The following is a 23105-nucleotide window of genomic DNA, read 5'->3' on the forward strand; positions in this document are numbered from 1 at the left end:
CAGTATAATAATTTCTTGACAGGCTTACCCCCATGCTTTATATCTATACCAGACGATACAAAACTTTAACGACAAAAGAATACTATGAGCAACAAAAAACTTACAGGTAAGGTGGCATTGGTAACAGGTGGCTCACGCGGTTTGGGGGCAGCGATCGCTAAACGTCTTGCACAGGATGGCGCAGCTGTTGCCCTCACCTACACTAGCTCGCCGCAAAAAGCCGATGAGGTGGTGCTTGCGATCGAAACAGCAGGTGGGCAAGCCAAGGCTCTTCGCGCCGACAGTGCCAATGCTGAAGCGGTGAAAAATGCTGTCACCGAGACTGTAAAAACCTTTGGCCGTCTCGATATCCTCGTGAATAACGCCGGGATCGCCACCTTGGCCACTATCGACGAGTTCTCACTAGATGATTTTGACCGAATCATCGCGGTTAATATTAAGGGCGTGTTTGTGGCAACTCAAGAGGCTGTCCGCCATATCGGCGAGGGCGGAAGGATCATCATGATTGGCAGCGTCAACAGTGACATCATGCCATTTGCTGGTGGTTCCGTCTATGCTTTGACCAAGGGTGCGATCGCTAGTTTTACGCGCGGTCTGGCCCGCGATCTCGGCCCTCGTGGCATCACAGTAAATAATATCCAACCCGGCCCTGTGGATACCGACATGAACCCAGCGGAGGGTTCCTTTGCCGACACCATGAGAAGTATGATTGCCCTCCAGCGCTATGGTCGGAGTGAAGAAGTCGCCGATATGGTTTCCTATCTTGCCAGCGCGGAAGCCGGTTTTGTCACTGGTGCGAGTCTGAAAATTGATGGCGGCTTCGCAGCGTGATTCGGCGGTAACAGAACGACCAGGTAATAGTGTGATTGCAAGGTAATAAAAGCCTGTTACGTAGTAAGCACTTCAGTGCTTAACACAAGGACTAAAGTCCTTACTACAAACTTATTTACCCAGGAAAAAATACTTGTCTTGACAGACTAACGAATTACGCCAAGCTGTACTAATGGTCTTTGAAGAAGACATCGGGAACTATCAGAGTGGGATTCAGACCCCTTCTTCCGGTAATATAAGTACTTATCAAGAAGTTTTAATAAAAAAAATATGTCTTCAATTCCTCTAACATTGAACTTAATTGAAGGTTCAGTCTCCTTCAGTTTTTCATCCCAAGCAGCACGAGAATTAAAGACAGCGACGGATGAACTGATGGAACGCCTAAAAGCGATCGCTGCTAAACCCACTCCTGGCGGTGGTAGAGTCACTCCCCAGCCTCCCCTGGAATATCGTTATACGGGTGAAGTATTTTTAGAAATTTTTTGTAATCCTAATATCTGGCCAACGCCCTTCGCAGCCAAAGTTTTGCTGACTGTCCGCAATGTCAACATCCGCTTGACTACTGAAGCTGAACTTACTCGCATCATTGAAGACATTAATCAATATTTAGAGCAAGTAGGATAATAGTTCATCCAATTTTTCTGTGCTTTTCGAGATTTTTTCAGAAAAAATACTATAAAAATTTTGGATTTTGCGAAAGTTGAGCCAGTTGCTTGCGGAGGTTCCCTGTATTGTCGCAACTGGTGACGGTTAGCCGTACTTCGCAAACTTTTTAAGGCTGATTTTGGCTTTTAACAGCAAGCAGACAATCGCTTCCCTCAAGTAAGGGATGCAATAAATTGCGAGTCAAAAGTGAAGTTCCTACACTTCTATCGGATCGATGTAGGAACTTCGCAGAATCTATATACTAAACTCAAGCCGTGACACCAGATGTACAGAACAAATGGTTTTGATGCCTTCTTTAACTTGAAAAGTTGTATAAGTTCAGACTCAAATGCTTCTGTATTAATCAAAAACGCAAGATTCTGTATAGGGCAATGCTCATTCAAAACTAGAGATTATCCCCCAGATTGAGCGTTGAATCGTTGATGCTGACATCCACACATCAAAAACAAACCCCAATCCCAAACCCGAAATCAAACATTGATTAGTCGTTGTCCCACTGTTCGCGACCAATTAGGTCGCCAATGCGATCGCGCAACAAAAAGTCACATTTCTCTAATTCACATTCAACGCAAACCCACTCTCTAGCTGGAATGTATTGGCAGAGGCTATATATTGGCTGTTGCCGGCTAACCATTCCCTTTTGCACCAGTCGGCGTGCTTCGTCTTGAATCACATCTAGAGAGTAGTAATTGATAGAAGGCACCGTATTCACACTCATGTTTTTTACTCACAAATTAACACTTACGATAGTGTTCCCGTTAATAATTAGGAACAAACATTACAGAAATTAGACTTGTGGCTAGGATTTTGTAGTTTGCTATACGGAACTATTTTTATTTTGACGCTACATCTCCTGAAATTATCTCAAGAAATGTTAAGAAAGTCAACGAATCCTGACATTTATCGAAAATCCGCTTTACAAAAAAAATTCCAACTAGTTAACTTAACCTGCTTATGTAGCTGTATGACTTTGATGCCACAAGTCTGAAAGTCTTGCCATTACTGTATTTAGGCAAGATTTGGTGGGTGGGAAGAGTTTATATCGCGATTCGCTTACATATCAAATAATCACCTTAAAAGCTGGATCTATAACTGCGGGTATTCATCTAAGGGTAAACAACACAATAATATTTGTCAGTTACTAGGGTATAAATTGTTGCAAAACATAACGGCTAAAGTATACTACGAACGCTTTAACCATAGCATCTGTTAACAATTTCTTAAGTAAGCCTGTAATTTCTTAGTTAATTTCAGCACTAACACCATCCAATTTTCTTTTGAAAAACATCTGTAAAAGGGTGGAATAATACTCTAATTCGTAATCAGGACATACATAAACAGGAGTCAGAATTTCAGAATTAGTGAATATTCCACCCATCAAGGAATGGAGTTTTAGCAACGAAGAATGTTTAAACCTTGTTTCGCCTACAAGAAGAGAAGTGTCTTGCTGAATTGGGTTATGTTCACATTAAAACAGACGCGATCTAGTCACGTCTGTAAACTGTTTGGCGGATTTGCTGAGATTAATTGTTCTGAAGTTACATTGTTGTTTTAGTTACTTATTCGGAGAATTCTTCATCATTTTGAACAGTGCCGTCTTCTACTGCTACCAGATTTTCTGGCGGGCGATCGTGATTAAGTTGATTTAGTAGTGCTAATACTTTATTACCGCGTTCTATAGAGCGATCTTCGAGAAATATCACCTCTGGTGTACGACGTAGGCGTACCCGCGCCCCAAGTTCGCTGCGGACGTAACCTGTGGCCGACTTTAAGCCTGCCATTGTTTCTACCTTAGCTTCATCCGTACCATAAATGCTGACGTAGATTTTGGCGTGTTGGAGATCGCCGGAAACATCAACATCAGTCACACTGACCATTCCAGTACCCACACGGTCATCCTTAATTCCGTTAAGCAGCATTTGGCTAACTTCCCGTTTGATCAGTTCAGCAACGCGGGAAACCCGACGATTTGTAGCCATAAAAATTTCGCCTCGTCACAGAGGTTGTACGACAAAAATAGATGCAAGTTGTGTAGACAGTACTTAGCGAGAGCAACGCCAAGAGCAACCGTCTGTAGGGCACAGCCCCGATATAACGCTAGTCTAGATTGTACTTAAGCCCAGCATTGCCCGTAAGGTGAAAGTCAGGAAGACTAAGCTGCTCACAAATAACCCCAAGATAGCGATCAAGGTGATAGGGCGTTTCAACAATGGCACTAATGGCGCAAAGGTGTTCAGAAACAAGCCTAAGACGATCGTAATTAAGTATCGGGGGTAGCGAAAGACGTTATCCCAAAATCCGTCAAACATCTGAATGTAAACTGCCTTGTTATATACTTACGTTTGTTTTGATATGCTTTATCTACTCAATTGTAATATATGCGGCTGGAAAATTAGTCAGTTAATCTAAAATTTGGCTTGTCGGTTATATTGGCTTTATTTAGTCATAATTTTTTTCAGTTAAATTGTAAGTAAATGGTAATTCAAGTCTCGAAGGAAACTAGCCCGCGTCCATTTTTGAAGTGGGCGGGGGGTAAAAGTCGGTTGATACAGCAATATATTCCTTATTTTCCCAAGAGTTATAAAAATTACTATGAGCCATTTTTAGGTGGTGGTGCTGTTTTTTTCTATCTCCAACCAAGTGCAGCTATTTTAACTGATATTAATGCCGAGTTAATTAACACTTATTGTTGTGTTAGAGATCGTGTTGAGGAATTAATTTCTCTATTGAAGGAGCATAAAAAACGACATAATAAAGATTATTATTATAGTGTTAGAAATAACTCCATCGGTACTGATATAGAAAAAGCTGCTCGTCTAATTTATCTTAATAAGACTTGTTTTAATGGTCTTTATAGAGTTAATTCACAGGGTAAATTCAATGTGCCTTTAGGCAGATATGAAAATCCTAATATTTGTCATGAAAATTTGCTGAGAGTAGCTTCCGAAGCACTTTATTATGCAGAAATTAAACAAGCAGATTTTACAGAAGTCCTAAATCATGCTACTAGCAGTGACGACTTTGTATTTTTTGATCCGCCCTACCATCCTATCAGTGACACTAGCTATTTCACTGCTTATAGTCAAAATTGTTTTAGTAAAAAAGACCAAGAGATTTTAAGAGATACTTGTGCAGAGTTAGCAAGTCGTGGTGTCAAAGTTATGGTATGTAATTCTGATAGCGAATTTATTCAAAAAATTTATACTGATATCAATTTTGAAACCTATAAAATCAAAGCAGCGCGTTCAATTAACTCAAATACAAAAAATAGAGGCATGATTGATGAACTACTAATTACATCTTTTAAAGATTTTTATTTGCCCAAGCAATGAATCTGTCTAAACTATAAACTGCTAATAAATTATGGTTATCATTAACTCTTGCTTTCAGCCATTTGCTTGCGCCCTCTCGCATACCTTCACCGCCTAAAATTACAATAGTTGGTGCAGGATAATAGTTCTCGATATTCATATTCAAGTAAGGAAACTTTTCATCAACGGAACCGGGGCTTTCTTGCCATTTGCACTCGAAAATCAAACCAGATGGCATTGCAGATGAGCCAACAACATAAAAATCAACCTTCAAATAGGTATGATAAATTCCAGTTCCGATATAAACTTCTTTTCCATAACGTTTTGGTAATAAAGTAGCATTTAATATAAATTCTTTTTGGACATAGTTCCCTACTTGGAAATAATTATGCCCATGCAAGATTGCTTCTACATTTGCTTCTAAAATATTCCCAGACTTATTTGCCCGTCCGCCTTGAGTCAGAGCCATCTTCAATCCCTCTGCCAAAAGTCCTGCTTATTATAGGATTTCACAGAAGTAGTAAAAAATGGTCAGTTGCTTAATATGAATTTTTTATTTTGGCTAAATGTGGTTGGATTAATGGCTGAAAAATCGGAAAATATTGGTATTTTTGTACTAAATAAATACAAATGTATTAATAATTTGGATTATGAACGAGTTACTAATTCAGGTAATAGTTAAAGTAATGGATTTATCTTTAGTCTCAAAGACGAACTATTGCAAGCGACTCCGCCATTTTTCTGGGTCTTGGGAACAGTGGAAAACAGCGTAGATAATAATCTCCTGTTCATTAAACTCGTAAAAAACGACGTAGGGAAAACGCCTAATTGTAGCGCGGCGATAGGTTTCATGAACAATCTGGTATGTGCTGGGGTGACGCTGAATTAAAGGCAGGCATCAATACATCGTAGGAACTCAGCGCCTAACCCAAATTCCCGCCCCTCGTACCAGTCATAAGCTTCGATAATATCTAGTTCTGCGGCTGTAAGGATAGTTAAGTTTCTAGCCATGTCGTTGAGAGATTCTGGCTTTTACATCTTCCCAACTGTTGCTGATGGCTGGATTTTGCAGATATTCGGCTTTGCGACGAGCTAGCTCTTGTTTCTGCCAATCTAAAACTGGGAGTGCTGCTGGTGTAGCGGCAATCTCATCCCATAAATCTTCTACCAGTTGGAGTTTTTCCGCTCTCGAAAGACTAGAGAGTTCGGGAAATACTGGGTTCATGGTCTTCTCTATATTTTATTCACCTTTATTTTAGCCCGTCTGGGCTTCAGTATGACCGTTGCGGATAGACCATGCGATTTCTAAAAGTTGAGTCCAGCGCTTTTGTAGCTGTTTGGGGGTGCATTTGATGGCTTTGGCGATCGCCAGATCGTTTTCTCGTGCAGTTTTTAACTGTAATATTTCCTGTTGCTGTTCTGTTAGTTGATTCACAAAGATTTCCCACTGCTGGGAAGATAAACCCAACTTTTGCTCTAAACCCGCGCCTAACCATTGATGTACTAATTGCCAGTGGTGTTGTTTGGCAAACTTTTCGACGTGGTATTTAAAGCGCTGTTGGAGATAATCGCGCTGACGGCTAGTTAAACCGAGAATTTGGTCAATTTCGGGGGCTGAAAGGTCTTGAAGTTTCAAGCTGAGGTAGTTCATACAGTCAGATTGACCTTGAGACTCCAGGTATTTCATCAATTCAGTGATGACGCGATCGCGTTCTGACTCTTCAGATGGATCGAAATTAGTTTGAGCAATCATTTGCGATCGCAGCTGTTGCACCGCCGAGTTACGCTGGTAAGATTCTGCTTCTTCACCCTTAGCAGACTCTACCGCCATTTCAATATCCACGGTAGTTTCTTGGGGCTGACGACGAGCAAAACCTTGGGCGCGCAAGATAATCAATTGCTGATTTGCACCACCAGGTAAATTGATCCGGCGTTTGGCATACTGTTCTGTAAAAGCCATGTATTCAGCTAATTGCAGCTGAGTACGCGGCGTGTGATTCTCTGGTAGTTCGTTTTCTCTACGGAAAGCTTTAATCGCTTCGATATAAAATGCTTGTAAAAAATCTTCAATCAGGCTGTAACGAGCATCAAAGCCCAACTCCGAACCAGACATAGTTACATGACGGTAAACCATAGCACCCAAATTGCTATGTAATTCCACCCGCCCTTGTTTGGAACCTAGTTGGTAATAACGTAAGCACTTTTGCATCCGATGCCTTCCCAACGTCATCTGCCAGGACTTGATTTCCCCAGATGTTTGAATGCGGGAGCTTTTATCGCAAATGCGTTCTACTTCTACGGCTATGCGCTTTGCTAAAGCTTCTACGCACTTGGGCGTTGCTTTCACTTGCGCTTGCATTTCCTCAGACAGCAATTGAATCAAGCGATCGCTGCTGCTATTTGAAAATTCTTCAGTTGAAACGTGGTTCTCAAAAATGGGTGTAGAGTTTGGTAGATTGACGACGTTAGATTTCATGACTTTTCCAGTAGTATTGCACCGTAATTACAACGCAGACACAGCAATCAAAGCTGTCCAAGGCTTGTGAATCTTTAGGCATTCATCCATCAAGACTTGCCGTATATAATGCTCACATCTAAAGCTCATATATCAAAACTATAGGAAATACGAAAGAGTTACAGTTATGGCAATGTGTCGGTTTCCTTCACAAGCCACCATCTCAACGCTGGCACACGAGTACCCGCCATTTTCTTAAAGTTGTCAAATACCTTACTGTGCCAAGTTTTGCCACCATCCTCTTATATCCACTGTTTCACCGAACAGCCCATCATAGACATCGCTTTTAAATATGACAATTTTAAAACTGGAGTTGTTTTTATCACAATTTCCGAAACGGAGAGGTGTGCTTGTGAAGTGGAATTTTTATACCCATGTGGCTGCTGTTTCCCAACCTAAACCCCTCCGTATAATTGCTGGTTCGTCTCCAGTCATATCCAAGATGGTAGATACTTGATATGTAGGTTCCTCGCCAGTGTCTACAATTATGTCTACCAACTTGTCCAAACGATCGAATAGCTCTACCCGCGACTGAACAATTTCTGGATCTATCCGAACTATGCCATTATCTGCTTCATCTGGTGGCAGATGTGCTGAAGTTGAAATAATCGGATTGCCCAATGCTGTCAGCAACTCCAAACATACAGTATGGTTTGGTACTCTAATTCCAGTAGTTTTCCGCTTGGGGCTTTGCACCAATCGCGGTACTAACTTCGTAGCTGGGAGCAAAAACGTGTATGGCCCTGGAATCAGGCGTTTCATAATCCGATAAGCTGTGTCACTTACGAAGGCATAAGTTGCCACATTTGAAAGTGAGGGACATAAAAATGTCAATGGTTTATCGTTTGCTAGCTGTTTAATTTGCCGCACTCGTTCTACCGCCGACTTGGCATTCAAATCACAACCGATGGCATAGACTGTATCAGTAGGGTAAAGCATGACTGCGCCACTAGAGAGCGCCGACTTTATTTCCTCTATTCGGCGAGTTTGAGGATTATCCGGATGAACGGGGAAAATTTTTGCCATAGGACGGGGATTGGGGAGGGAGAGCAGGGGAGCAGGGGAGCAGGGGAGCAGGGGAGCAGGGGAGCAGGGGAGCAGGGGAAGAAGAACTATTAATTATTGATCAATTCCCAATTCTCAATGCCCAATGCTCAATGCCCCATGACTAATGACAAATGACAAATAACTAATGACAAATTTATTATGAATAAAATTGCTTATCTTCAATGTCCGACAGGAATTTCTGGTGATATGTGCCTGGGTGCTTTGGTAAGTTTGGGTGTTCCTGTGGAGTATTTAATTGAAAAACTCAATGGGTTGGGTATTGAACAGGAATATCAGTTAAGGGCAGAATTTGTCCAACGGAATGGTCAACAGGCAACTAAAGTCTATGTGGATTTAGTACACGATCGCCATCACCACCATCACCACGATGGCGAACACAGTCACCATCACACACGCCACTTGCCAGAAATAGAGCAGATGATTCTCAAAGCGGGGTTGCCATTACGGGCAGAAGCTTGGAGTTTGGCGGTATTCCGGCAGCTAGCGGTGGCAGAAGGCGCGGTGCATGGCATTTCACCTGAAAAAGTTCATTTTCATGAGGTTGGTGCTATAGATGCGATCGTAGATATTGTGGGTACTTGCCTGGGGTTGGATTGGTTGGGGATTGAGAGCAATCAGCAAGGATTGCCCCTACTTTACTGCTCGGCGTTTCCGACTGGTGGCGGCACTGTTCGGGCTGCACATGGTCAGATGGCAGTACCAGTCCCAGCGGTATTAAAGCTGTGGGAAATGCGGGGTTGTCCAGTTTATAGTAATGGCATTGACAGAGAATTAGTAACACCAACAGGAGCCGCGATCGCCACTACTTTGGCAAGAGATTTTGGTTCACCACCTGCGATCGCTATCAAGCAGATAGGACTGGGAGCAGGAACCATAAATTTACCCATTCCCAATATTTTACGCCTCTGGTTGGGTGAAAGCACAAGTTTACAGTCAAATTTCAGTGATTCTGAAGAAACTAGCTCAAATTTGGAAACCATCTCGGTATTAGAAACCCAAATTGATGATTTAAGTCCACAAGCTATTGGCTATACGTTTGAGGCGTTGTTTGCAGCTGGTGCGCTGGATGTTTTTACCCAAGCGATCAGTATGAAAAAGTCCCGTCCGGGGATTTTGCTAACTGTGATTTGTCATCCAGAAAATTTACTCAGTTGTGAAGCCGTTATCTTCCGCGAAACTACAACTTTAGGCATTCGGCGCACAACTCAGCAACGCGCCATTTTACAACGGGAAATTCAACAAGTGGAAACGGAATATGGCAAAGTGCGTGTCAAGATAGCATGGAAAGGGCAATCATCAGAAAAAGTTATTGCAAATGTGCAGCCAGAATATGAAGATTGTGCAGACTTAGCCCGAAAACATAATATTCCTTGGCGCGAAATTCAGCGGTTGGCGCTACAGCGTTGGTATTTGGTAAATCAAGATACTAATACTATTTCTGTTTGAAGATGCGTCTATAGGACTGATGCAAAACTATAGACTATAGCGGCAGTTCATGAATTGCCGCTACCCAAATAAAGCGCAGCCTTACATAGAATTGGTATTACTAAATACAATATTTTTTAATTCAATAAATAAAAACTCTCGCACACCAGCTTCTTCAAAGATTTTATATTGATAATCTCTTATTAAATCTATAGTTACAGGTATATTAATTTGCTGGCCATCTTCAGGTTCTAAACTAATAAAGCCATCTTTGATTTTAATTTCTTTCCCTTCATTTTTAAACAATACTGTATTGAAAATTTCTTCTAAATTTAAAGGATTATATGGTAAATGCTCTAAACAATCTTTTAAATATGAATTGTCCCAAAGCTCAGGTTTTTTAGTTTTGTGATCATACTTATCTATTCTATTTATATGACTCTCGCTGTATTCGTAAGCATCCTTGTGCCATATACAGGTTGAACCATAAGTATCAAAAAATTTTAATGGACTACCAGGAGGATGATCGTTAATAAATAATTCCCATATAAAAGCTACTCTTGCCCATTTTTGTTGTCTTCTTAATTGATGATGAAAATGAGATATCTCCTGATTTGTATAATGAGAAGGCATATCATTTTTTTGATATTTATCCCAATTACTCTTCATTTTAAGTTTGGGATATTTAGCCTCAAACATACAAACTTTAACTTTATCTCCTGCACGAAAGATTATCAGTGCATCACAGCCAAATTTTCTTTCTAAACTTTTATTTAGAACTTGAGAGCTATAAGAATCATCATTTGATCTTTGTATTTTAAAACCATAAATTTGTTTAGCAAGCTGTTTACTACGAAAAAATAATCTTATATAAGCCATAAGTGTAGAAACATAATCTACCTCGCTTTGAATACAACCTTCGCAAATATCTTGTCGAATATATTGATCTAAAATATAAATACCTTGTGCCATATCTGAGGTATAAGGCTGCGAGAAAAAAGGATAACTGTTAATCATGTGCTAAATATTTGTAATATAAAACTTAAAAACTGTTTAATTCCTTAGAGCTTTCATCAAATATTGTGTCAATGTAAACGCATCTACACCTAATTCGGTACGCTCTTGGGCTGCTAATATACCTGCTTGGGAATGCCACCATGCAGCAGTTGCCACAATATCTTCTACAGGAATCTGTTTAGTTGCTGCTTGCGCTAACAGTCCACCCAGTAGCCCAGTTAACACGTCGCCGCTACCGCCACGGGCTAAGGCGGGTGTGCTTTCAGGAACAATCCAAACAGCACCTTGAGGGTTTGCGATCGCAGTTCTTGCCCCTTTCAACAATACTACTGCCTCACTTTGGGCGGCAGCTTCTTGTACTGCTTTCACTCTGTCATGTTTGGCATCGGCGACATCAGGAAACAATCGTTCAAATTCGCCAGTATGGGGTGTGAGTATGGTTACTGCTTGGCGTTTTTTTAATGTGGCGATCGCTCCCATTTGTGCCAAGATATTTAAACCATCGGCATCGAGAATTAGAGGGCGGTCGCTCTTAATTACTTCTTGCACAATGGGAGTAGCATCTCGTGTTAAACCGGGGCCACAAGCGATCGCATTAAAAGAACTTAGATTGGTGTTTTCTGGTAATTGTAGGTGGGCAATGGCTCCACTTTCCGTCTCTGGACAACCGACAATGAGCGCTTCTGGCAAGTGTGACACCAAAAGAGGTTTTAGGGATTCGGGTACGGCAATCGAAAGCATCCCGACACCACTAGCCCTAGCACCCAAACCAGTTAAAATTGCCCCACCTGCATAGCGCCGCGAACCGCAAATCAGCAGTAAATGTCCTTCTTTATATTTGTGAGTAACTGCTGGACGGGGTAAAGGTAAAGTAGCAAGTGCCTTTGCTGGTGTAATCCGTTTGATTTTAGGTGCATCTTTGAGAACAGCTTCCACATCAGCTAAAGGAATATCAAAATCGATTAACTCAGCTTTACCAAGATATTCCAACGCTCGATCTTGGAAGAAAGCGAGTTTCCATAAACCTAAGCAAAATGTGTGAGTGGCGCGAATGGCAGTTCCCAATACTTCGCCTGTGTCGGTGTGTAAACCTGAAGGTAAATCGATACTATAAATCGGTATAGATAATTCATTTAGCTGATTAATTGCAGAGGCAATGGGATCGGTCAGGTTTCTTTCTAAACCAAATCCAAACAAGCCATCAATCAACAAATCAGAATCTGGCAGTTGTTCAATTGTTTGATAAATTGGAATGCCCAAACTCTGGGCATATTGCAAGTGCTGCGAAGTTAATTCTTTAAGCTTAGAAAAAGGAGAATAAATCCAAACCTTATACCCGCGAAAGTGTAATTCACGGGCTACGACTAAAGCATCGCCACCATTATGACCGGGGCCGACAAGAATTCCCACACGAGATCCCCTTAACAAAGGGGTGTTTGCAGGAATCTCTGGAATGCGACGAGCAATTAATCCCGCCACCTTTTCCATCAAAGCAACTACAGGCATTCCCACTGCAAAGATCCGCTTTTCAATATCGCGCATCTGCCCAGCAGTCACTACCACTTGCGAAATTTGTTCTTGCCTATCTTGCATCAGTCTTGAGTGGTGAGTTATGAGTTCGTATTAACTCTTATTTTGACACTACCAAAATTGACTCATATTCGACTCAAAAAAGTTACAAACCGATTTCCACATCTTCAAGGATGCCAAGTGCGTCGGGAATGAGGACAGCTGCGGAGTAGTAGGCGGTGACAAGGTAGGAGATAATGGCCTTTTCGCTGATGCCCATGAATCGGACAGACAAACTGGGTTGGTATTCGTCCGGGATACCAGTTTGATGTAAGCCAATCACACCCTGATCTTTCTCACCAGTGCGGAGTATAAGGATAGAACTGGTCTGATTCTTAGTAATCGGGATCTTGTTACAGGGCAGAATCGGTACATTGCGCCACGTGATTATTTTGCTCCCATCCATGTCGATGGTGTCTGGATAGATACCTCGACGGTTGCACTGGCGACCGAAGGCTGCAATAGTGCGGGGATGAGCCAGGAAGAACCTCGACTTCCGCCGACGAGTGACCAGTTCATCAAGGTCATCGGGAGTGGGGGGGCCGCTGCGGGTGTAGATGCGCTGTTTGAGGTCGGCATTGTGCAACAATCCAAATTCGCGGTTGTTAATTAACTCGTATTCTTGACGCTCTCGCAATGCCTCAATCGTCAGCCGCAATTGTTCTTCCGTCTGGTTGTATGGTTGATTGTACAGATCCGCAACGCGAGTACTTACTCGCAACATAGTTTGAGCAATGCTTAACTGATATTCGCGGGGTGAAAGTTCGTAGTCAACAAATGTTCCCGGTAATGTCGTCTCTGTGCTATGACTGGTTGACAACGCGATCGCAGCTTCCCCATACTTGTTTTGTGGTTGTTCGCCACGAGTCCTAAACTGCTCAAGTTGAGCCTGCAACGCCTGCGACTGGTTGAGCAGTTCCCGAAATGCCTGTTGTGGTAGCACTAATACGGTGCATCTGGTTACAGCTTGGACTGTGAACTTCCAATTGCTTTCTGACTCCGCTAATAGATCGCCAAAATAATCACCGTCAGCTAGCATATCCAATAGAGGCTGCTCGTCATACTTGCCAATACCAATCTTGTTTACCTTGCCATGTGCGATCAAGAAAAGCTGATTGGCTGGCTGACCTGACTGGACTATGATATCACCAGGTGCGAACTCCTGCTGAACAAACCGACTTGCCAACGCCCTCAGCACCTCGGTGTCGTCAAACCCTCGCAGCAAGGGCAACTCACCAAGTTCCTGGGGAATCACCTGCACCTCGGCTCCGGTGTTGGAGAAACTCAACCGCCCATCACCCACAGTATAGGTTAACCGACGGTTCAGCCGATAAGTGCCGCCCTTCGTTTGCACCCACGGCAACATCTTCAACAACCACCGTGAGGTAATTTCCTGCGTCTGCGGTGCAGATTTGGTGGTCGTGGACAAATTACGCGCAGCATCTTTACTCAAACTCAGTTGAGGTTGTCCACTCTCAACATTTAAATTTGATTCAATAAAATCGGTCATCACCTCATCCTCTAATTACTAATAAAAGTGCCATTCAGTGCCAATACGGTTCGGTTAAGGTTTTTTGATGAAAATTCTAGATCCAAAGACGCGATAAATCTCCGTCTCTACAAGGATCAATCTTTTGTAGAGACGGCGATTTATCGCGTCTCTTGCCTTAATCAAACCGTATTGCATTCAGTGCTGAGTGCTGAGTTCCATTAGCGGTAACGGGGCGTTGAGCCAGTGCTGAGTTAAAATACTGCCCACTTTCTTGCAGGGTATCAACAGTCAGCTATAATTTTTACTCACTCAGCACTCAGCACTCCTGATATTTAGCGCCCAATTTCGACATCTTCGAGGATGCCAAGTGCGTCAGGAGTGAGGACGGCTGCGGAGTAGTAGGCGGTAACGAGGTAGGAAATGATCGCCTTTTCACTGATGCCCATGAATCGAACAGACAAGCTGGGTTGATATTCATCAGGGATACCAGTTTGATGTAAGCCGATCACCCCTTGTTTTTCTACACCGGTGCGGAGCAAAAGGATAGAACTAGTGCGGTTACTGGTGATGGGGATCTTGTTGGAAGGAAAGATAGGTACACCGCGCCAAGATGTAACCTGAACACCGTTCACATCTACGCTTTGTGGATACAGACCCAAGCGGTTGGCTTCACGACCGAAAGCAGCGATCGTCCGGGGGTGAGCTAGGAAGAATCCCGGCTCCTTCCATACGGTCGCCAACAGTTCGTCCAAGTCATCGGGGGTGGGTGCGCCGCCACTGCTGTAGATACGCTGTTTGAGGTCGGCGTTGTGCAGCAACCCGAATTCGCGGTTGTTGAGCAACTCGTGTTCTTGACGTTCCCGCAATGCCTCGATAGTCAGCCGCAGTTGTTCTTCCGTCTGGTTGTACGGTTCGTTGTACAGATCGGCTACCCGCGTACTGACTCGCAACACTGTTTGAGCAATGCTCAACTCATATTCTCTGGGTGTGAGTTCGTAATCGGCGAAGGTTCCGGGCAACTCAGCCTCTTGGGGATGATCGGCTGCCAGTTCAATGGCAGCTTCACCTTGGGCAGTTTGTGGCTGGTTCAGGCGGGTGCGGAACTGTTCAACATGGGTTCCCAACGCCTCGGATTGAGCGATCGCCCTTTCAAACGCCGCTTGGGGTAGTGACAAAACGATGGTTCTAGTAATCGCCTTGAGGGTGTACTGCCAAGTATCCTCGGACTGCACCACAGTTTCATCGCCGAAATGGTCGCCGTCAGCTAGCACATCGAAGACAATCTGCTCGCCATACTTGCCAACACCAATTTTGTTGACCTTACCACGAGCAATCAGAATCACGCGATCGGCAGGCTGGCCAAGTTCGACGATTACATCATCTGGAGCGTACTCCTGCTGAACAAACTGGTTTGCCAACCCGGTCAATACGTCAAGGTTGTTAAACCCTCGCAGCAAGGGCAACTCAGTAAGTTCCAAAGGAATCACCTGCACCGTTGCTCCGGTGTTGGTGAAAGTCACCCGTCCATCACCCACGGAATAACTCAACCGACGGTTGACCCGATAAGCGCCACCTTTTGTCTGCACCCACGGCAACAGTTTCAATAACCACCGCGATGTAATTTCCTGGGTTTGCGGTGCAGATTTGGCTGTTGTCGCCAAATTACGCGCCGCTGCTGTACTCAAAGTTAACTGGGGCTGCTGATCTTCTACCAAATTGGGATCGTTAGAATACGTCACAACTTAATCCTCCACTTTATTAGTTACTAAAAAAAACCAATCTCACGCGATCGCATACTGACCTTGAACCAACTCACCAACAAAAAAACCTGACTTTATTGACCGAGTAATGACCTTAAACCCTCACCGATCCAATACGCCTAGCTGAAGTACCCAGCCCTCTGGGGCCGCTAAGTAGCCGCCCTGCTAACGAACTACGCAATTCAAATTCCTTATAGCGGTCTACCGTTATATGCCACTTGAGGACGCCGCACATCCACTGCTCTAGTTTCTTGACGTATCCAAGCAGTTTCTCGCGGGTACTTGCATCCAGGTCGAAATCATCGAAAAGGGCTGGCAGTTCGGTGGCGACGATGTGTTGAAACTGGAGCGCCCGAGCGGTCATCAGGTTGTTGACAACTTCAACTGCCTGTGGTATATCACAATTGAGGAAATTCTGAACGACCAGCACGCAGTTATGGATTTCGCCCTCGAATTCGATTTCTTTCTGATAGGAGAAGATATCGTTGGTAAAACAGGCGAAGTCGGCGGCGGAATTATCGAGCGATCGCATCGTTCGGGTGCGGTAAATCTCCTGCGGGATCTCGCTCCCCTGAGCTAGTCGCGACAGACTCATGGTCAGATCCGAGCCAAAGGTCTTACGGCGCATCTCAATATAATCTATCGGGTCGGGAATCCGATTTTGGATCTGGTTGGCGAGTTCCCACACCCAGCTGTCAGTCATATCCTGGATTGCGCGGCGGAACTGAGTCCGCGCGTTTGCGGACATGGGGCCTGCTGTGCGAGACCAAATATCTGCCAAGCCGGCTTCCACCGGATTAGTTGGAATCTCGCTGGGGGTGGAGTCATCCAGAGGCATAAACGCCGACAGTCTGGCATTGAACACTTTTGCACCAGCCATGTTGCGATTATTCCCGTAGAGTGCCGGGAAGTAATCGTCGGCATAGGTTCCCCAAACAAGCCAGCACGCTGTCAGATTCAGTTCAGCACCAGATCCATTCGGATGGATCAACGCACCGCAAAGGGCTACGTCGGCAACATCAAACTTGTGGTCATCCCAGATGACAGCATCAGGAATCCCAGGTAGTGATTCCAGCATCCCCATTTCGCGCGCCCATTCCTTGGAATGCTTCCGCGCAGCATTTAGATGGGGATTCAAGTTTGTAGTGAAGGGCATATAAAACTTCGGCAGTGTTACTGGCCCAACAGCCTGGTATGGAACGTGAGTAAAGCTCTTGAACCTTCCCAAACCCAAGGCGGCGTATAGCGATTCAATCCGCGCCGCCGATGTGCCTAGCCCTGTGGGGCCTCCCAGAAGTGGCGTGGATGTCGAAGAATTCTCTCCTCCCTTGTTCATATAACGGCTCGATCGCATGTGCCACTCGTGACCGCCCGATTGCCAGTCCTGGAGTCCTTTGATGTAAAGGAGAACGTTCACACGAGCCACTGGGTCTAGTCCGTACTCTTCAAAGAGAGGGGGCAACTCGGTGACAGCAGTGTTATCAAACTGGTATAACCGCGAGGTTAGCAGTTCGTTGGTAAGGTTAGCCGCTTCCTGAGTACTGACATTTAAAAAGCGCTCCAAGACCAGCACGCAGTTGGCGTTCTCACCTTCATCCTCTACTTCTCTCTGGTAGGAAAATAAGTCATTGCGAAGATGCACTCCATCGGCAAACGTGTCTTTGAGGATACGCATTGGTCGAGTCGAGGCGATTTGGGCCGGAATCTCTATAAACACGGCGTGTTCGACGAGATCCGCTGACCACGGAGCGCCACCAACTTTGCGGCGCATCTCGATGTATTCGATAGGGTTAGCAACTCGATCTTGGTTGATATTGGCGAGTTCCCACAGAGACTCTTCTAGGAGGTTCTTGGTACTCTCGAAGAATCGAAGTCGCCAGTCCACAGATTTAGTAAAGGCGGTGCGAGACCACAGGTCAGCCAAGCCGCGCTCTACTGGGTTGGTCGGAACCGAAGGGGTATCAGTGGGATGCACTGGCATAAACGCTGGCAATCGATCAAGGTACTCCTTTGCCCCAACCATGTCTTGGGTGCGCTTATAGATTTCCAGGAAATGATCGTCGAAGAAGAACACCCAAACATACCAGTCGGTTACTAGGTCAAGCTCCGCTCCCGGCGCATCTGGATGGGTATAAGAGCAAAGCAAGGCGTAGTCGTGCGAATCAAATGTATGTTCATCCCAGATAACCGAGCTTTGCGCTTCCTCTTCTGAGCCAAGTATCCCCATCTCGTAGGCCCAGGCTTTGGAATGGACTCGTGCCGCTTCCAGGTTTGGGTTCAGCCGTGCGGGCCAAGGCGTGTAAAATTCTGGCAGTTCAAAGGGTTGCATGATCTGCGCTAAACCTCCTCTGGGGTCTTCTTGCTATCTTGGTTTCGTGGCCGATCTGAGCATCGTTGCAGTTCACAAGTATCATCACTACCCAGCCTGGATTTCTCACTTGTGAGAAATCAAAGGGGTGTGGGAGGTGTGGGAGGTGTGGGAGGTGTGGGGAGTGTGGGAGGTGTGGGAGGATGGGGAAGAAGTCTTACCCCCCACACTCCCCACACTCCCCACACTCCTCTTCCCCTGGAGCCTACACTATGCGTGAGAAATCCGGGCCAGCTAAATATCCACATCTGGTTTGCTTGTGGTGGCTCGTTTCAAGGCGATAATATTAAGATGCTCCTAATCTAAAGAATGAGTTATGTATGTTTTATTTGAAGTTTCCCATACCGAAAGATCAAGCATTTGAAAAAGCTGTTTAAGTCATTACTTATTTCCGATATTGGCAGATAAATTTTTAATACTGGATCGTCGTGTTCTCATAATTTTTCATAGTTGTAAATAAAAAGCAATCCGTACATTAAAGTCGTTAAGCAGATAGTTAAATCAAAAATTGAAGAATTAGGAGACAGTTAAGAAAGTTAAGACAGTTAAGCAGATAGTTAAATCAAAAATTGAAGAATTAGGAGACAGTTAAGACAGTTAAGACAGTTAAGCAGATAGTTAAAAGATTTAAGATAGTTATTAAAGAATAATTACTAATTGTTAATTTTTGCAACCAATGTCCATTAAGGCATCACCGTGCCAAAACCGGAAAATTATGCGTTTGCCTGAAACCACATCAGGATAAGTATTTGTGGCTTATAGCAATTCAAAAATATTTGCGTATACTGCGCACCCTCCCTGATGTCTTGGCTACGGTGTACACACAAGTCGAATTACCCCCCTTAATCCCCCCGATGCATTGGAGGGAAACCAGAAAATCTAGTTCCCTCCCCAATACATACCTACGGTGTACACACAAGTGTTGGTGCAGTGTATCTATCCCGCCTCGGAATAAATTCCGAGTCTCATAGCGAAAGTCTTCTAAAAGAAGACTAAACAAGAAATTTAGTTCAGTCCACGCTTAGTGGACTTTAGCTATCAGCCCGGAACTAAAGTTTCGGGCGTAATATTTGCTCAGTGTGCGACTTTCACTTGAACAGAAATATTGGGTGGGTAGGATTTTTAGAGATGTGTGTACACTGTAGCCAATACATACGGGGAGGGTTAGGGTGGGGTAAAACCGTAATTTATCAGCTATTTTAGACTTGTGTATACACGGTAGGACATATTGTGAGAAAACATGAAATTTAGTTTTCTCTCGTTCACAAAAGTAGAGAAAAAACTGACGCAAAAACCTTTGTATTCTTTTTGAAAATTGGTATTAGCGATTTCCAAAAAATAATAAATTACTACTATTTAGAGAGTGGGCCGGAAAGCCAGCTTTCTAGAACTACCTCACAATAAATAATTGGATATTTTTTATTTGAAATGTGACTAATATGCCTGTGAAATGCTTATAAGGTTTTAAGACGAATGGCACGAAGAAAAGCCCAAAGGCTTGTGTCGTCTTGTTCCCAGCCTCCAGGCTGGAAATATATCTAAAGTGAGCTTCTGCCTCTTGTCAAGCTACTGGAGGCGGAGCCTCCCAGAATGGGTTCCCTGCCTAGAGGCAGGGAACCAGTCAGAGCAAGGGCTGTATTTTTTCTTAGTGCCATTCGGTTTTAAGACAGCTAATCATGGGAAAATCCCAAAAGGGCTGAAAAAGCTTTCTTTTCCTACTCCCCACTTGCTTTTTCAAGATAGTGATCAAAAAGTATTGCTGTCACTTTGGCTGAAAGCTAGATACCATTAGATTCGGCGTGTTTACTGTTCGGGAGTGCCAAAATGTCTAAACAGCTGGGTCAAAAAATTGCACCCACACCTATATCAAATGATATCAGTGTGGTGGATTTGATCGATCAATACTTCACCGCTTATAACTCAGCGCGGTTGCGGGAAATCTGCCAACTACTGAGTCGCGATGTCCTAACGGAAGGTGTGACAGTGGGAGTTAGCCTTTCCGGTGCGATGACGCCAGCAGGATTCGGGGTTTCAGCACTTGCACCCTTAATTCGCAACGGCTTTATTGACTGGATGATTAGCACTGGTGCAAATCTTTACCATGATATGCATTACGGATTGGGTTTTGAACTCTTTGCTGGTAATCCGTTTTTGGATGATGTGAAACTGCGCCAAGAAGGCACGATCCGCATTTATGACATTATTTTTGGTTACGATGTGCTGCTAGAAACTGATGCGTTCATCCGCAAGATTCTCCAAGGAGAAGCGTTTCAAAAGCGGATGGGAACGGCTGAGTTTCACCATTTACTAGGTAAATATGTCCGAGAAGTAGAAAAGCAATTGGGTGTGCAGCATTCCTGCTTGCTCGCTACAGCTTATGAATATGGCGTACCGATTTATACGTCTTCTCCAGGAGATAGCTCAATTGGGATGAACGTGGCGGCTTTAGCATTGGAAGGTTCGCAGTTGGTAATAGATCCATCAATTGACGTGAATGAGACAGCAGCGATCGCATATAATGCCCGTGAATCAGGAGGTAAAAGTGCGGCTGTAATTCTTGGTGGCGGTAGTCCTAAAAACTTTTTGCTACAAACTCAACCGCAACTCCACGAGGTTTTAGGCTTAGAAGAACGAGGACACGATTACTTTATACAGTTTACCGATGCGCGTCCAGATACAGGCGGTTTATCTGGAGCAACGCCATCGGAAGCTGTCAGTTGGGGTAAAATTGACCCGGATGAGTTACCTAACACAATTGTTTGTTATACCGATAGCACAATCGCTCTACCACTGGTGACAGCGTATGTGTTGAACAAATGCCAACCTCGTCCCCTGAAGCGTATATACGACAAGCGAGAAGCCATTTTCGACAAACTGCAAAAAGACTATCTAGCAGCCAAAACCCAACCATCGGATCGGGTTCCAGCAGCAGTTGCTGAAAATACTTCACAGCCCACAGCGACTTATCCCTGTGGGCGGTTGATTCCGAATACTCACTAGGGGATTAGGCAGGGGCAGGGGGAGAAATCAATTCAAAATTCAAAATTCAAAATTCAAAATTAAAGAACTTCTGCCCCCTGCCTCCTGCCTCCTGCCTCCTGCCTCCTGCCTCCTCTTTCCCAATGCCCTCATTCCTTCCGTCCAATCAACAAATAAGTTGTCATCTTCCCTTTGCCTTTAACTTCGATTTCGCCTCGTTTTTCAAATACAAATTCATCACACAAGCACTTATAAGTATTTTCTGTAACCTGGATTTTACCAGCAATACCTTGGGATTCCATATAGCTAGCGATGTTTACTGTGTCTTTACAGAGTTCATAAGTAAACTTATTCGGATCGATGACTCCCCCCATTACCGAACCGCTATGGATGCCGATACGGATGCTGAAATTTTGGTTATTCTCAGTATTAAATAGAGCGATCGCAGTTTGCATATCCAGTGCCATCAGAGCGATCGCTTCAGCACGATCTTGGCGGCGTGTAGGTAAGCCACCAACCACCACATAAGCATCGTTAATAGTTCTGATTCTCTCTAAACTATATCGTTCGGTGAGGCGATCGAAAACTGAGAAAATTGGGTTGAGTAGGTTCAGCAGTTGAATTGCTCTCATAGAAGTAGCAATTTCGCTCAAGCCAACGATATCTGCAAATAAAACTGTGACATCAGCAAAGTCTTCGGCAATGCTAGCTGGTTGTTCTTTCACTTCTCTAGAAATTGCGACTGGCAAAATATTCAGCAATAAACGTTCGGTTTCTTTCTGCTGATAACGAAGTGCTTCTTCTGCTGCTACTCGCTGGCTTACATTGCGAAAAATGCCGCGAATCGCAACTGGATGACCTTCAACAAATTTACAATTAATATTGCCTTCTAAAAAGATTGTTTGACCATCTTTAGTAACGAATATAGCTGTTACTTGCCCAAGATTTTCTCCTGATAAGACACGATAAAACCTTTGCAAACAGTGTTGCTTAAACTCTGGATGTATAATATCGAAAACACTCATATTTGCGATTTCAGCTTCGCTATATCCCAAGGTTTCTCGCCATGCACGATTGACATATAAAAAACGACCAGATGGATTGACAGATTGAATCAAGTCATTAGCATTTTCAAATAAATCTCGATATCGTTCTTCACTTTCTACAAGAGCATTTTCTGCTTGTTTGCGTTTGATAAACTGAGAGATTTGGCTACCAATAGAACCCATCATTTGTAATAGGTCTTTATCTTTTGGTTGTACATCCCGGCTAAAGAAAACCATCACTCCTAAGATTTCACTATCGTCTAAAATGGGGAAGCCAAAAGCTGCGTGCAATCCAGCCTCAGCAGCAGGTTGCGATCGCCTTTGATCTCCATCTACTGTGATATCTTTAATCCACAAAGGCAAACGTCTGATCCAAATTCGACCAGGTAAGCCAACACTAGGTGTATAAGTAGTTTGCCAGGTGATTGCTTTAAACTCTCGAACAGAAACTAATCGACTTGACCAAATTTCTACACACCTTAGTACTGCATTGAGACTATCTCCTTGCACGGAAGTGCCAATATATTGACTTGGTGTCCATAGTTCGCCTAAATCCCATCCCAAGTTTTGACAAATCGACTGCAAAATTTGAGGAATTCCCTGCTTTATGCTCTGTGATTCTGATAATATGCGAGTAATAGAATACTGGGCACTTGTACGCTGTTCCCGGCGTTGCCAAGCAGTAATATCCCGACCAATGTAGACAATATCTTCTAGTCCTTCTGTTCTTTTGGGAATTACTGAGCAAGAAAAAGCAATCAACAGTTTTTCTCTAGTTTTTGTTCGACAAACTACTTCTAGACTCTGGGAATTACGCTTTAAATAAGAATGTTGATAAATAGCTTTAAGTACAATTTGATCCTCGTCAATGATTAGTGAGATTGGTTGATTTATTAATTCTTTTTCCTCAAAACCAAATAATTGTTGAGCAGCACGATTTACTTTTTTTATTTTTCCTGAATTACTGGTTACTAACAAAGCATCTGCCATTGAAGTAATGACTTGTTCCATGTAATTTATGTATGAAATTTAGGAAAGAGAATATTTCAAGCTATAGG

General features: G+C 43.7%; 21 protein-coding genes. 6 read left to right on the forward strand and 15 right to left on the reverse strand.

Going from position 1 to position 23105, the window contains the following annotated elements:
* Positions 1-84 precede the first annotated feature (84 nt).
* Together V7K61_RS19825 and V7K61_RS19830 are read left to right on the forward strand one after the other, a co-directional pair.
* On the forward strand, positions 85-831 hold the full coding sequence (locus tag V7K61_RS19825; protein ID WP_335055835.1) for a 3-oxoacyl-ACP reductase family protein: 747 nt from the start codon (positions 85-87) through the stop codon (positions 829-831).
* Positions 832-1101: 270 nt separating this feature from the next.
* Positions 1102-1455, forward strand: coding sequence for a hypothetical protein (locus tag V7K61_RS19830; protein WP_335055837.1), 354 nt, complete (start codon positions 1102-1104; stop codon positions 1453-1455).
* Positions 1456-1978: 523 nt separating this feature from the next.
* On the opposite strand, the gene V7K61_RS19835 is transcribed toward V7K61_RS19830, so the two are convergent.
* The 3 genes from V7K61_RS19835 to V7K61_RS19845 all read right to left on the reverse strand — a co-directional run bounded on the left by V7K61_RS19835 (position 1979) and on the right by V7K61_RS19845 (position 3806).
* On the reverse strand, positions 1979-2215 hold the full coding sequence (locus tag V7K61_RS19835) for a DUF4327 family protein (RefSeq protein ID WP_094347157.1): 237 nt from the start codon (positions 2213-2215) through the stop codon (positions 1979-1981).
* Positions 2216-3056: 841 nt separating this feature from the next.
* Positions 3057-3476, reverse strand: coding sequence for a 30S ribosome-binding factor RbfA (gene rbfA, locus V7K61_RS19840; protein ID WP_335055839.1), 420 nt, complete (start codon positions 3474-3476; stop codon positions 3057-3059).
* 123 nt (positions 3477-3599) lie between these two features.
* On the reverse strand, positions 3600-3806 hold the full coding sequence (locus tag V7K61_RS19845) for a DUF751 family protein (protein ID WP_104908071.1): 207 nt from the start codon (positions 3804-3806) through the stop codon (positions 3600-3602).
* Positions 3807-3971: 165 nt separating this feature from the next.
* Between V7K61_RS19845 and V7K61_RS19850 the strand changes: the two genes are divergently transcribed.
* Positions 3972-4829: a DNA adenine methylase gene (locus V7K61_RS19850; RefSeq protein ID WP_335055841.1), complete on the forward strand. Its 858-nt coding sequence runs from the start codon at positions 3972-3974 to the stop codon at positions 4827-4829.
* On the opposite strand, the gene V7K61_RS19855 is transcribed toward V7K61_RS19850, so the two are convergent.
* The 6 genes from V7K61_RS19855 to V7K61_RS19880 all read right to left on the reverse strand — a co-directional run bounded on the left by V7K61_RS19855 (position 4801) and on the right by V7K61_RS19880 (position 8349).
* Entirely contained in the window at positions 4801-5277 is a 477-nt protein-coding gene (locus V7K61_RS19855; protein WP_335055843.1) for a PD-(D/E)XK nuclease superfamily protein, read from the reverse strand. The two genes, V7K61_RS19850 and V7K61_RS19855, sit on opposite strands and share 29 nt — an antisense overlap.
* Before the next feature lie 246 nt (positions 5278-5523).
* Positions 5524-5703 carry a type II toxin-antitoxin system RelE/ParE family toxin gene (locus V7K61_RS19860; protein WP_335055931.1) on the reverse strand — a complete coding sequence of 60 codons (180 nt, stop codon included), beginning with the start codon at positions 5701-5703 and terminating at the stop codon, positions 5524-5526.
* The gene (locus V7K61_RS19865; RefSeq protein WP_335055845.1) at positions 5694-5819 is read right to left on the reverse strand and encodes a hypothetical protein; all 126 of its coding nucleotides are present in this window, start codon (positions 5817-5819) and stop codon (positions 5694-5696) included. Before V7K61_RS19865 ends, V7K61_RS19860 begins: the two co-directional genes overlap by 10 nt.
* On the reverse strand, positions 5812-6033 hold the full coding sequence (locus V7K61_RS19870) for an addiction module protein (RefSeq protein ID WP_334709836.1): 222 nt from the start codon (positions 6031-6033) through the stop codon (positions 5812-5814). The genes V7K61_RS19865 and V7K61_RS19870 overlap by 8 nt, the downstream gene beginning before the upstream one ends.
* Before the next feature lie 30 nt (positions 6034-6063).
* Positions 6064-7284, reverse strand: coding sequence for a HetZ-related protein (locus V7K61_RS19875; protein WP_335055848.1), 1221 nt, complete (start codon positions 7282-7284; stop codon positions 6064-6066).
* A 405-nt stretch (positions 7285-7689) separates the two neighbouring features.
* The gene (locus tag V7K61_RS19880) at positions 7690-8349 is read right to left on the reverse strand and encodes an L-threonylcarbamoyladenylate synthase (protein WP_335055850.1); all 660 of its coding nucleotides are present in this window, start codon (positions 8347-8349) and stop codon (positions 7690-7692) included.
* Positions 8350-8529: 180 nt separating this feature from the next.
* On the opposite strand from V7K61_RS19880, the gene larC reads away from it, so the two are divergent.
* Positions 8530-9837: a nickel pincer cofactor biosynthesis protein LarC gene (gene larC, locus V7K61_RS19885; protein ID WP_335055852.1), complete on the forward strand. Its 1308-nt coding sequence runs from the start codon at positions 8530-8532 to the stop codon at positions 9835-9837.
* Positions 9838-9918: 81 nt separating this feature from the next.
* Here the strand turns inward: larC and V7K61_RS19890 are convergent, their stop codons facing one another.
* The 5 genes from V7K61_RS19890 to V7K61_RS19910 form a co-directional block, all read right to left on the reverse strand.
* The gene (locus V7K61_RS19890; protein WP_335055854.1) at positions 9919-10788 is read right to left on the reverse strand and encodes a hypothetical protein; all 870 of its coding nucleotides are present in this window, start codon (positions 10786-10788) and stop codon (positions 9919-9921) included.
* 81 nt (positions 10789-10869) lie between these two features.
* Complete coding sequence (locus tag V7K61_RS19895; protein WP_335055856.1) at positions 10870-12426, reverse strand: NAD(P)H-hydrate dehydratase; 1557 nt, start codon at positions 12424-12426, stop codon at positions 10870-10872.
* 82 nt (positions 12427-12508) lie between these two features.
* On the reverse strand, positions 12509-13912 hold the full coding sequence (locus V7K61_RS19900) for a family 2B encapsulin nanocompartment shell protein (RefSeq protein WP_335055858.1): 1404 nt from the start codon (positions 13910-13912) through the stop codon (positions 12509-12511).
* 314 nt (positions 13913-14226) lie between these two features.
* The gene (locus V7K61_RS19905; protein WP_335055861.1) at positions 14227-15633 is read right to left on the reverse strand and encodes a family 2B encapsulin nanocompartment shell protein; all 1407 of its coding nucleotides are present in this window, start codon (positions 15631-15633) and stop codon (positions 14227-14229) included.
* 115 nt (positions 15634-15748) lie between these two features.
* Positions 15749-17983: a family 2 encapsulin nanocompartment cargo protein terpene cyclase gene (locus tag V7K61_RS19910; RefSeq protein ID WP_335055863.1), complete on the reverse strand. Its 2235-nt coding sequence runs from the start codon at positions 17981-17983 to the stop codon at positions 15749-15751.
* A 111-nt stretch (positions 17984-18094) separates the two neighbouring features.
* Here V7K61_RS19910 and V7K61_RS19915 point away from each other — a divergent pair, with 111 nt between their 5' ends.
* Positions 18095-18328, forward strand: coding sequence for a hypothetical protein (locus V7K61_RS19915; protein WP_335055865.1), 234 nt, complete (start codon positions 18095-18097; stop codon positions 18326-18328).
* Between the two features lie 1518 nt (positions 18329-19846).
* Positions 19847-21022 (forward strand): homospermidine biosynthesis protein, encoded by a 1176-nt coding sequence (locus tag V7K61_RS19920; protein WP_335055867.1) that lies wholly within the window; start codon positions 19847-19849, stop codon positions 21020-21022.
* A 128-nt stretch (positions 21023-21150) separates the two neighbouring features.
* On the opposite strand, the gene V7K61_RS19925 is transcribed toward V7K61_RS19920, so the two are convergent.
* Positions 21151-23058, reverse strand: coding sequence for an adenylate/guanylate cyclase domain-containing protein (locus tag V7K61_RS19925; RefSeq protein WP_335055869.1), 1908 nt, complete (start codon positions 23056-23058; stop codon positions 21151-21153).
* Positions 23059-23105: the final 47 nt, after the last annotated feature.

This window comes from Nostoc sp., from assembly GCF_036918015.1.
Lineage (GTDB): Bacteria > Cyanobacteriota > Cyanobacteriia > Cyanobacteriales > Nostocaceae > Nostoc.

What these genes read in the sequence shown, in the direction of transcription:
- V7K61_RS19825 (WP_335055835.1), top strand. Translation starts at nt 85, where the DNA reads ATGAGCAACAAAAAACTTACAGGTAAGGTGGCATTGGTAACAGGTGGC.
- V7K61_RS19830 (WP_335055837.1), top strand. Translation starts at nt 1,102, where the DNA reads ATGTCTTCAATTCCTCTAACATTGAACTTAATTGAAGGTTCAGTCTCC.
- V7K61_RS19835 (WP_094347157.1), bottom strand. Translation starts at nt 2,215, where the DNA reads ATGAGTGTGAATACGGTGCCTTCTATCAATTACTACTCTCTAGATGTG.
- rbfA (WP_335055839.1), bottom strand. Translation starts at nt 3,476, where the DNA reads ATGGCTACAAATCGTCGGGTTTCCCGCGTTGCTGAACTGATCAAACGG.
- V7K61_RS19845 (WP_104908071.1), bottom strand. Translation starts at nt 3,806, where the DNA reads ATGTTTGACGGATTTTGGGATAACGTCTTTCGCTACCCCCGATACTTA.
- V7K61_RS19850 (WP_335055841.1), top strand. Translation starts at nt 3,972, where the DNA reads ATGGTAATTCAAGTCTCGAAGGAAACTAGCCCGCGTCCATTTTTGAAG.
- V7K61_RS19855 (WP_335055843.1), bottom strand. Translation starts at nt 5,277, where the DNA reads ATGGCTCTGACTCAAGGCGGACGGGCAAATAAGTCTGGGAATATTTTA.
- V7K61_RS19865 (WP_335055845.1), bottom strand. Translation starts at nt 5,819, where the DNA reads ATGGCTAGAAACTTAACTATCCTTACAGCCGCAGAACTAGATATTATC.
- V7K61_RS19870 (WP_334709836.1), bottom strand. Translation starts at nt 6,033, where the DNA reads ATGAACCCAGTATTTCCCGAACTCTCTAGTCTTTCGAGAGCGGAAAAA.
- V7K61_RS19875 (WP_335055848.1), bottom strand. Translation starts at nt 7,284, where the DNA reads ATGAAATCTAACGTCGTCAATCTACCAAACTCTACACCCATTTTTGAG.
- V7K61_RS19880 (WP_335055850.1), bottom strand. Translation starts at nt 8,349, where the DNA reads ATGGCAAAAATTTTCCCCGTTCATCCGGATAATCCTCAAACTCGCCGA.
- larC (WP_335055852.1), top strand. Translation starts at nt 8,530, where the DNA reads ATGAATAAAATTGCTTATCTTCAATGTCCGACAGGAATTTCTGGTGAT.
- V7K61_RS19890 (WP_335055854.1), bottom strand. Translation starts at nt 10,788, where the DNA reads ATGGCACAAGGTATTTATATTTTAGATCAATATATTCGACAAGATATT.
- V7K61_RS19895 (WP_335055856.1), bottom strand. Translation starts at nt 12,426, where the DNA reads ATGCAAGATAGGCAAGAACAAATTTCGCAAGTGGTAGTGACTGCTGGG.
- V7K61_RS19900 (WP_335055858.1), bottom strand. Translation starts at nt 13,912, where the DNA reads ATGACCGATTTTATTGAATCAAATTTAAATGTTGAGAGTGGACAACCT.
- V7K61_RS19910 (WP_335055863.1), bottom strand. Translation starts at nt 17,983, where the DNA reads ATGCAACCCTTTGAACTGCCAGAATTTTACACGCCTTGGCCCGCACGG.
- V7K61_RS19920 (WP_335055867.1), top strand. Translation starts at nt 19,847, where the DNA reads ATGTCTAAACAGCTGGGTCAAAAAATTGCACCCACACCTATATCAAAT.
- V7K61_RS19925 (WP_335055869.1), bottom strand. Translation starts at nt 23,058, where the DNA reads ATGGAACAAGTCATTACTTCAATGGCAGATGCTTTGTTAGTAACCAGT.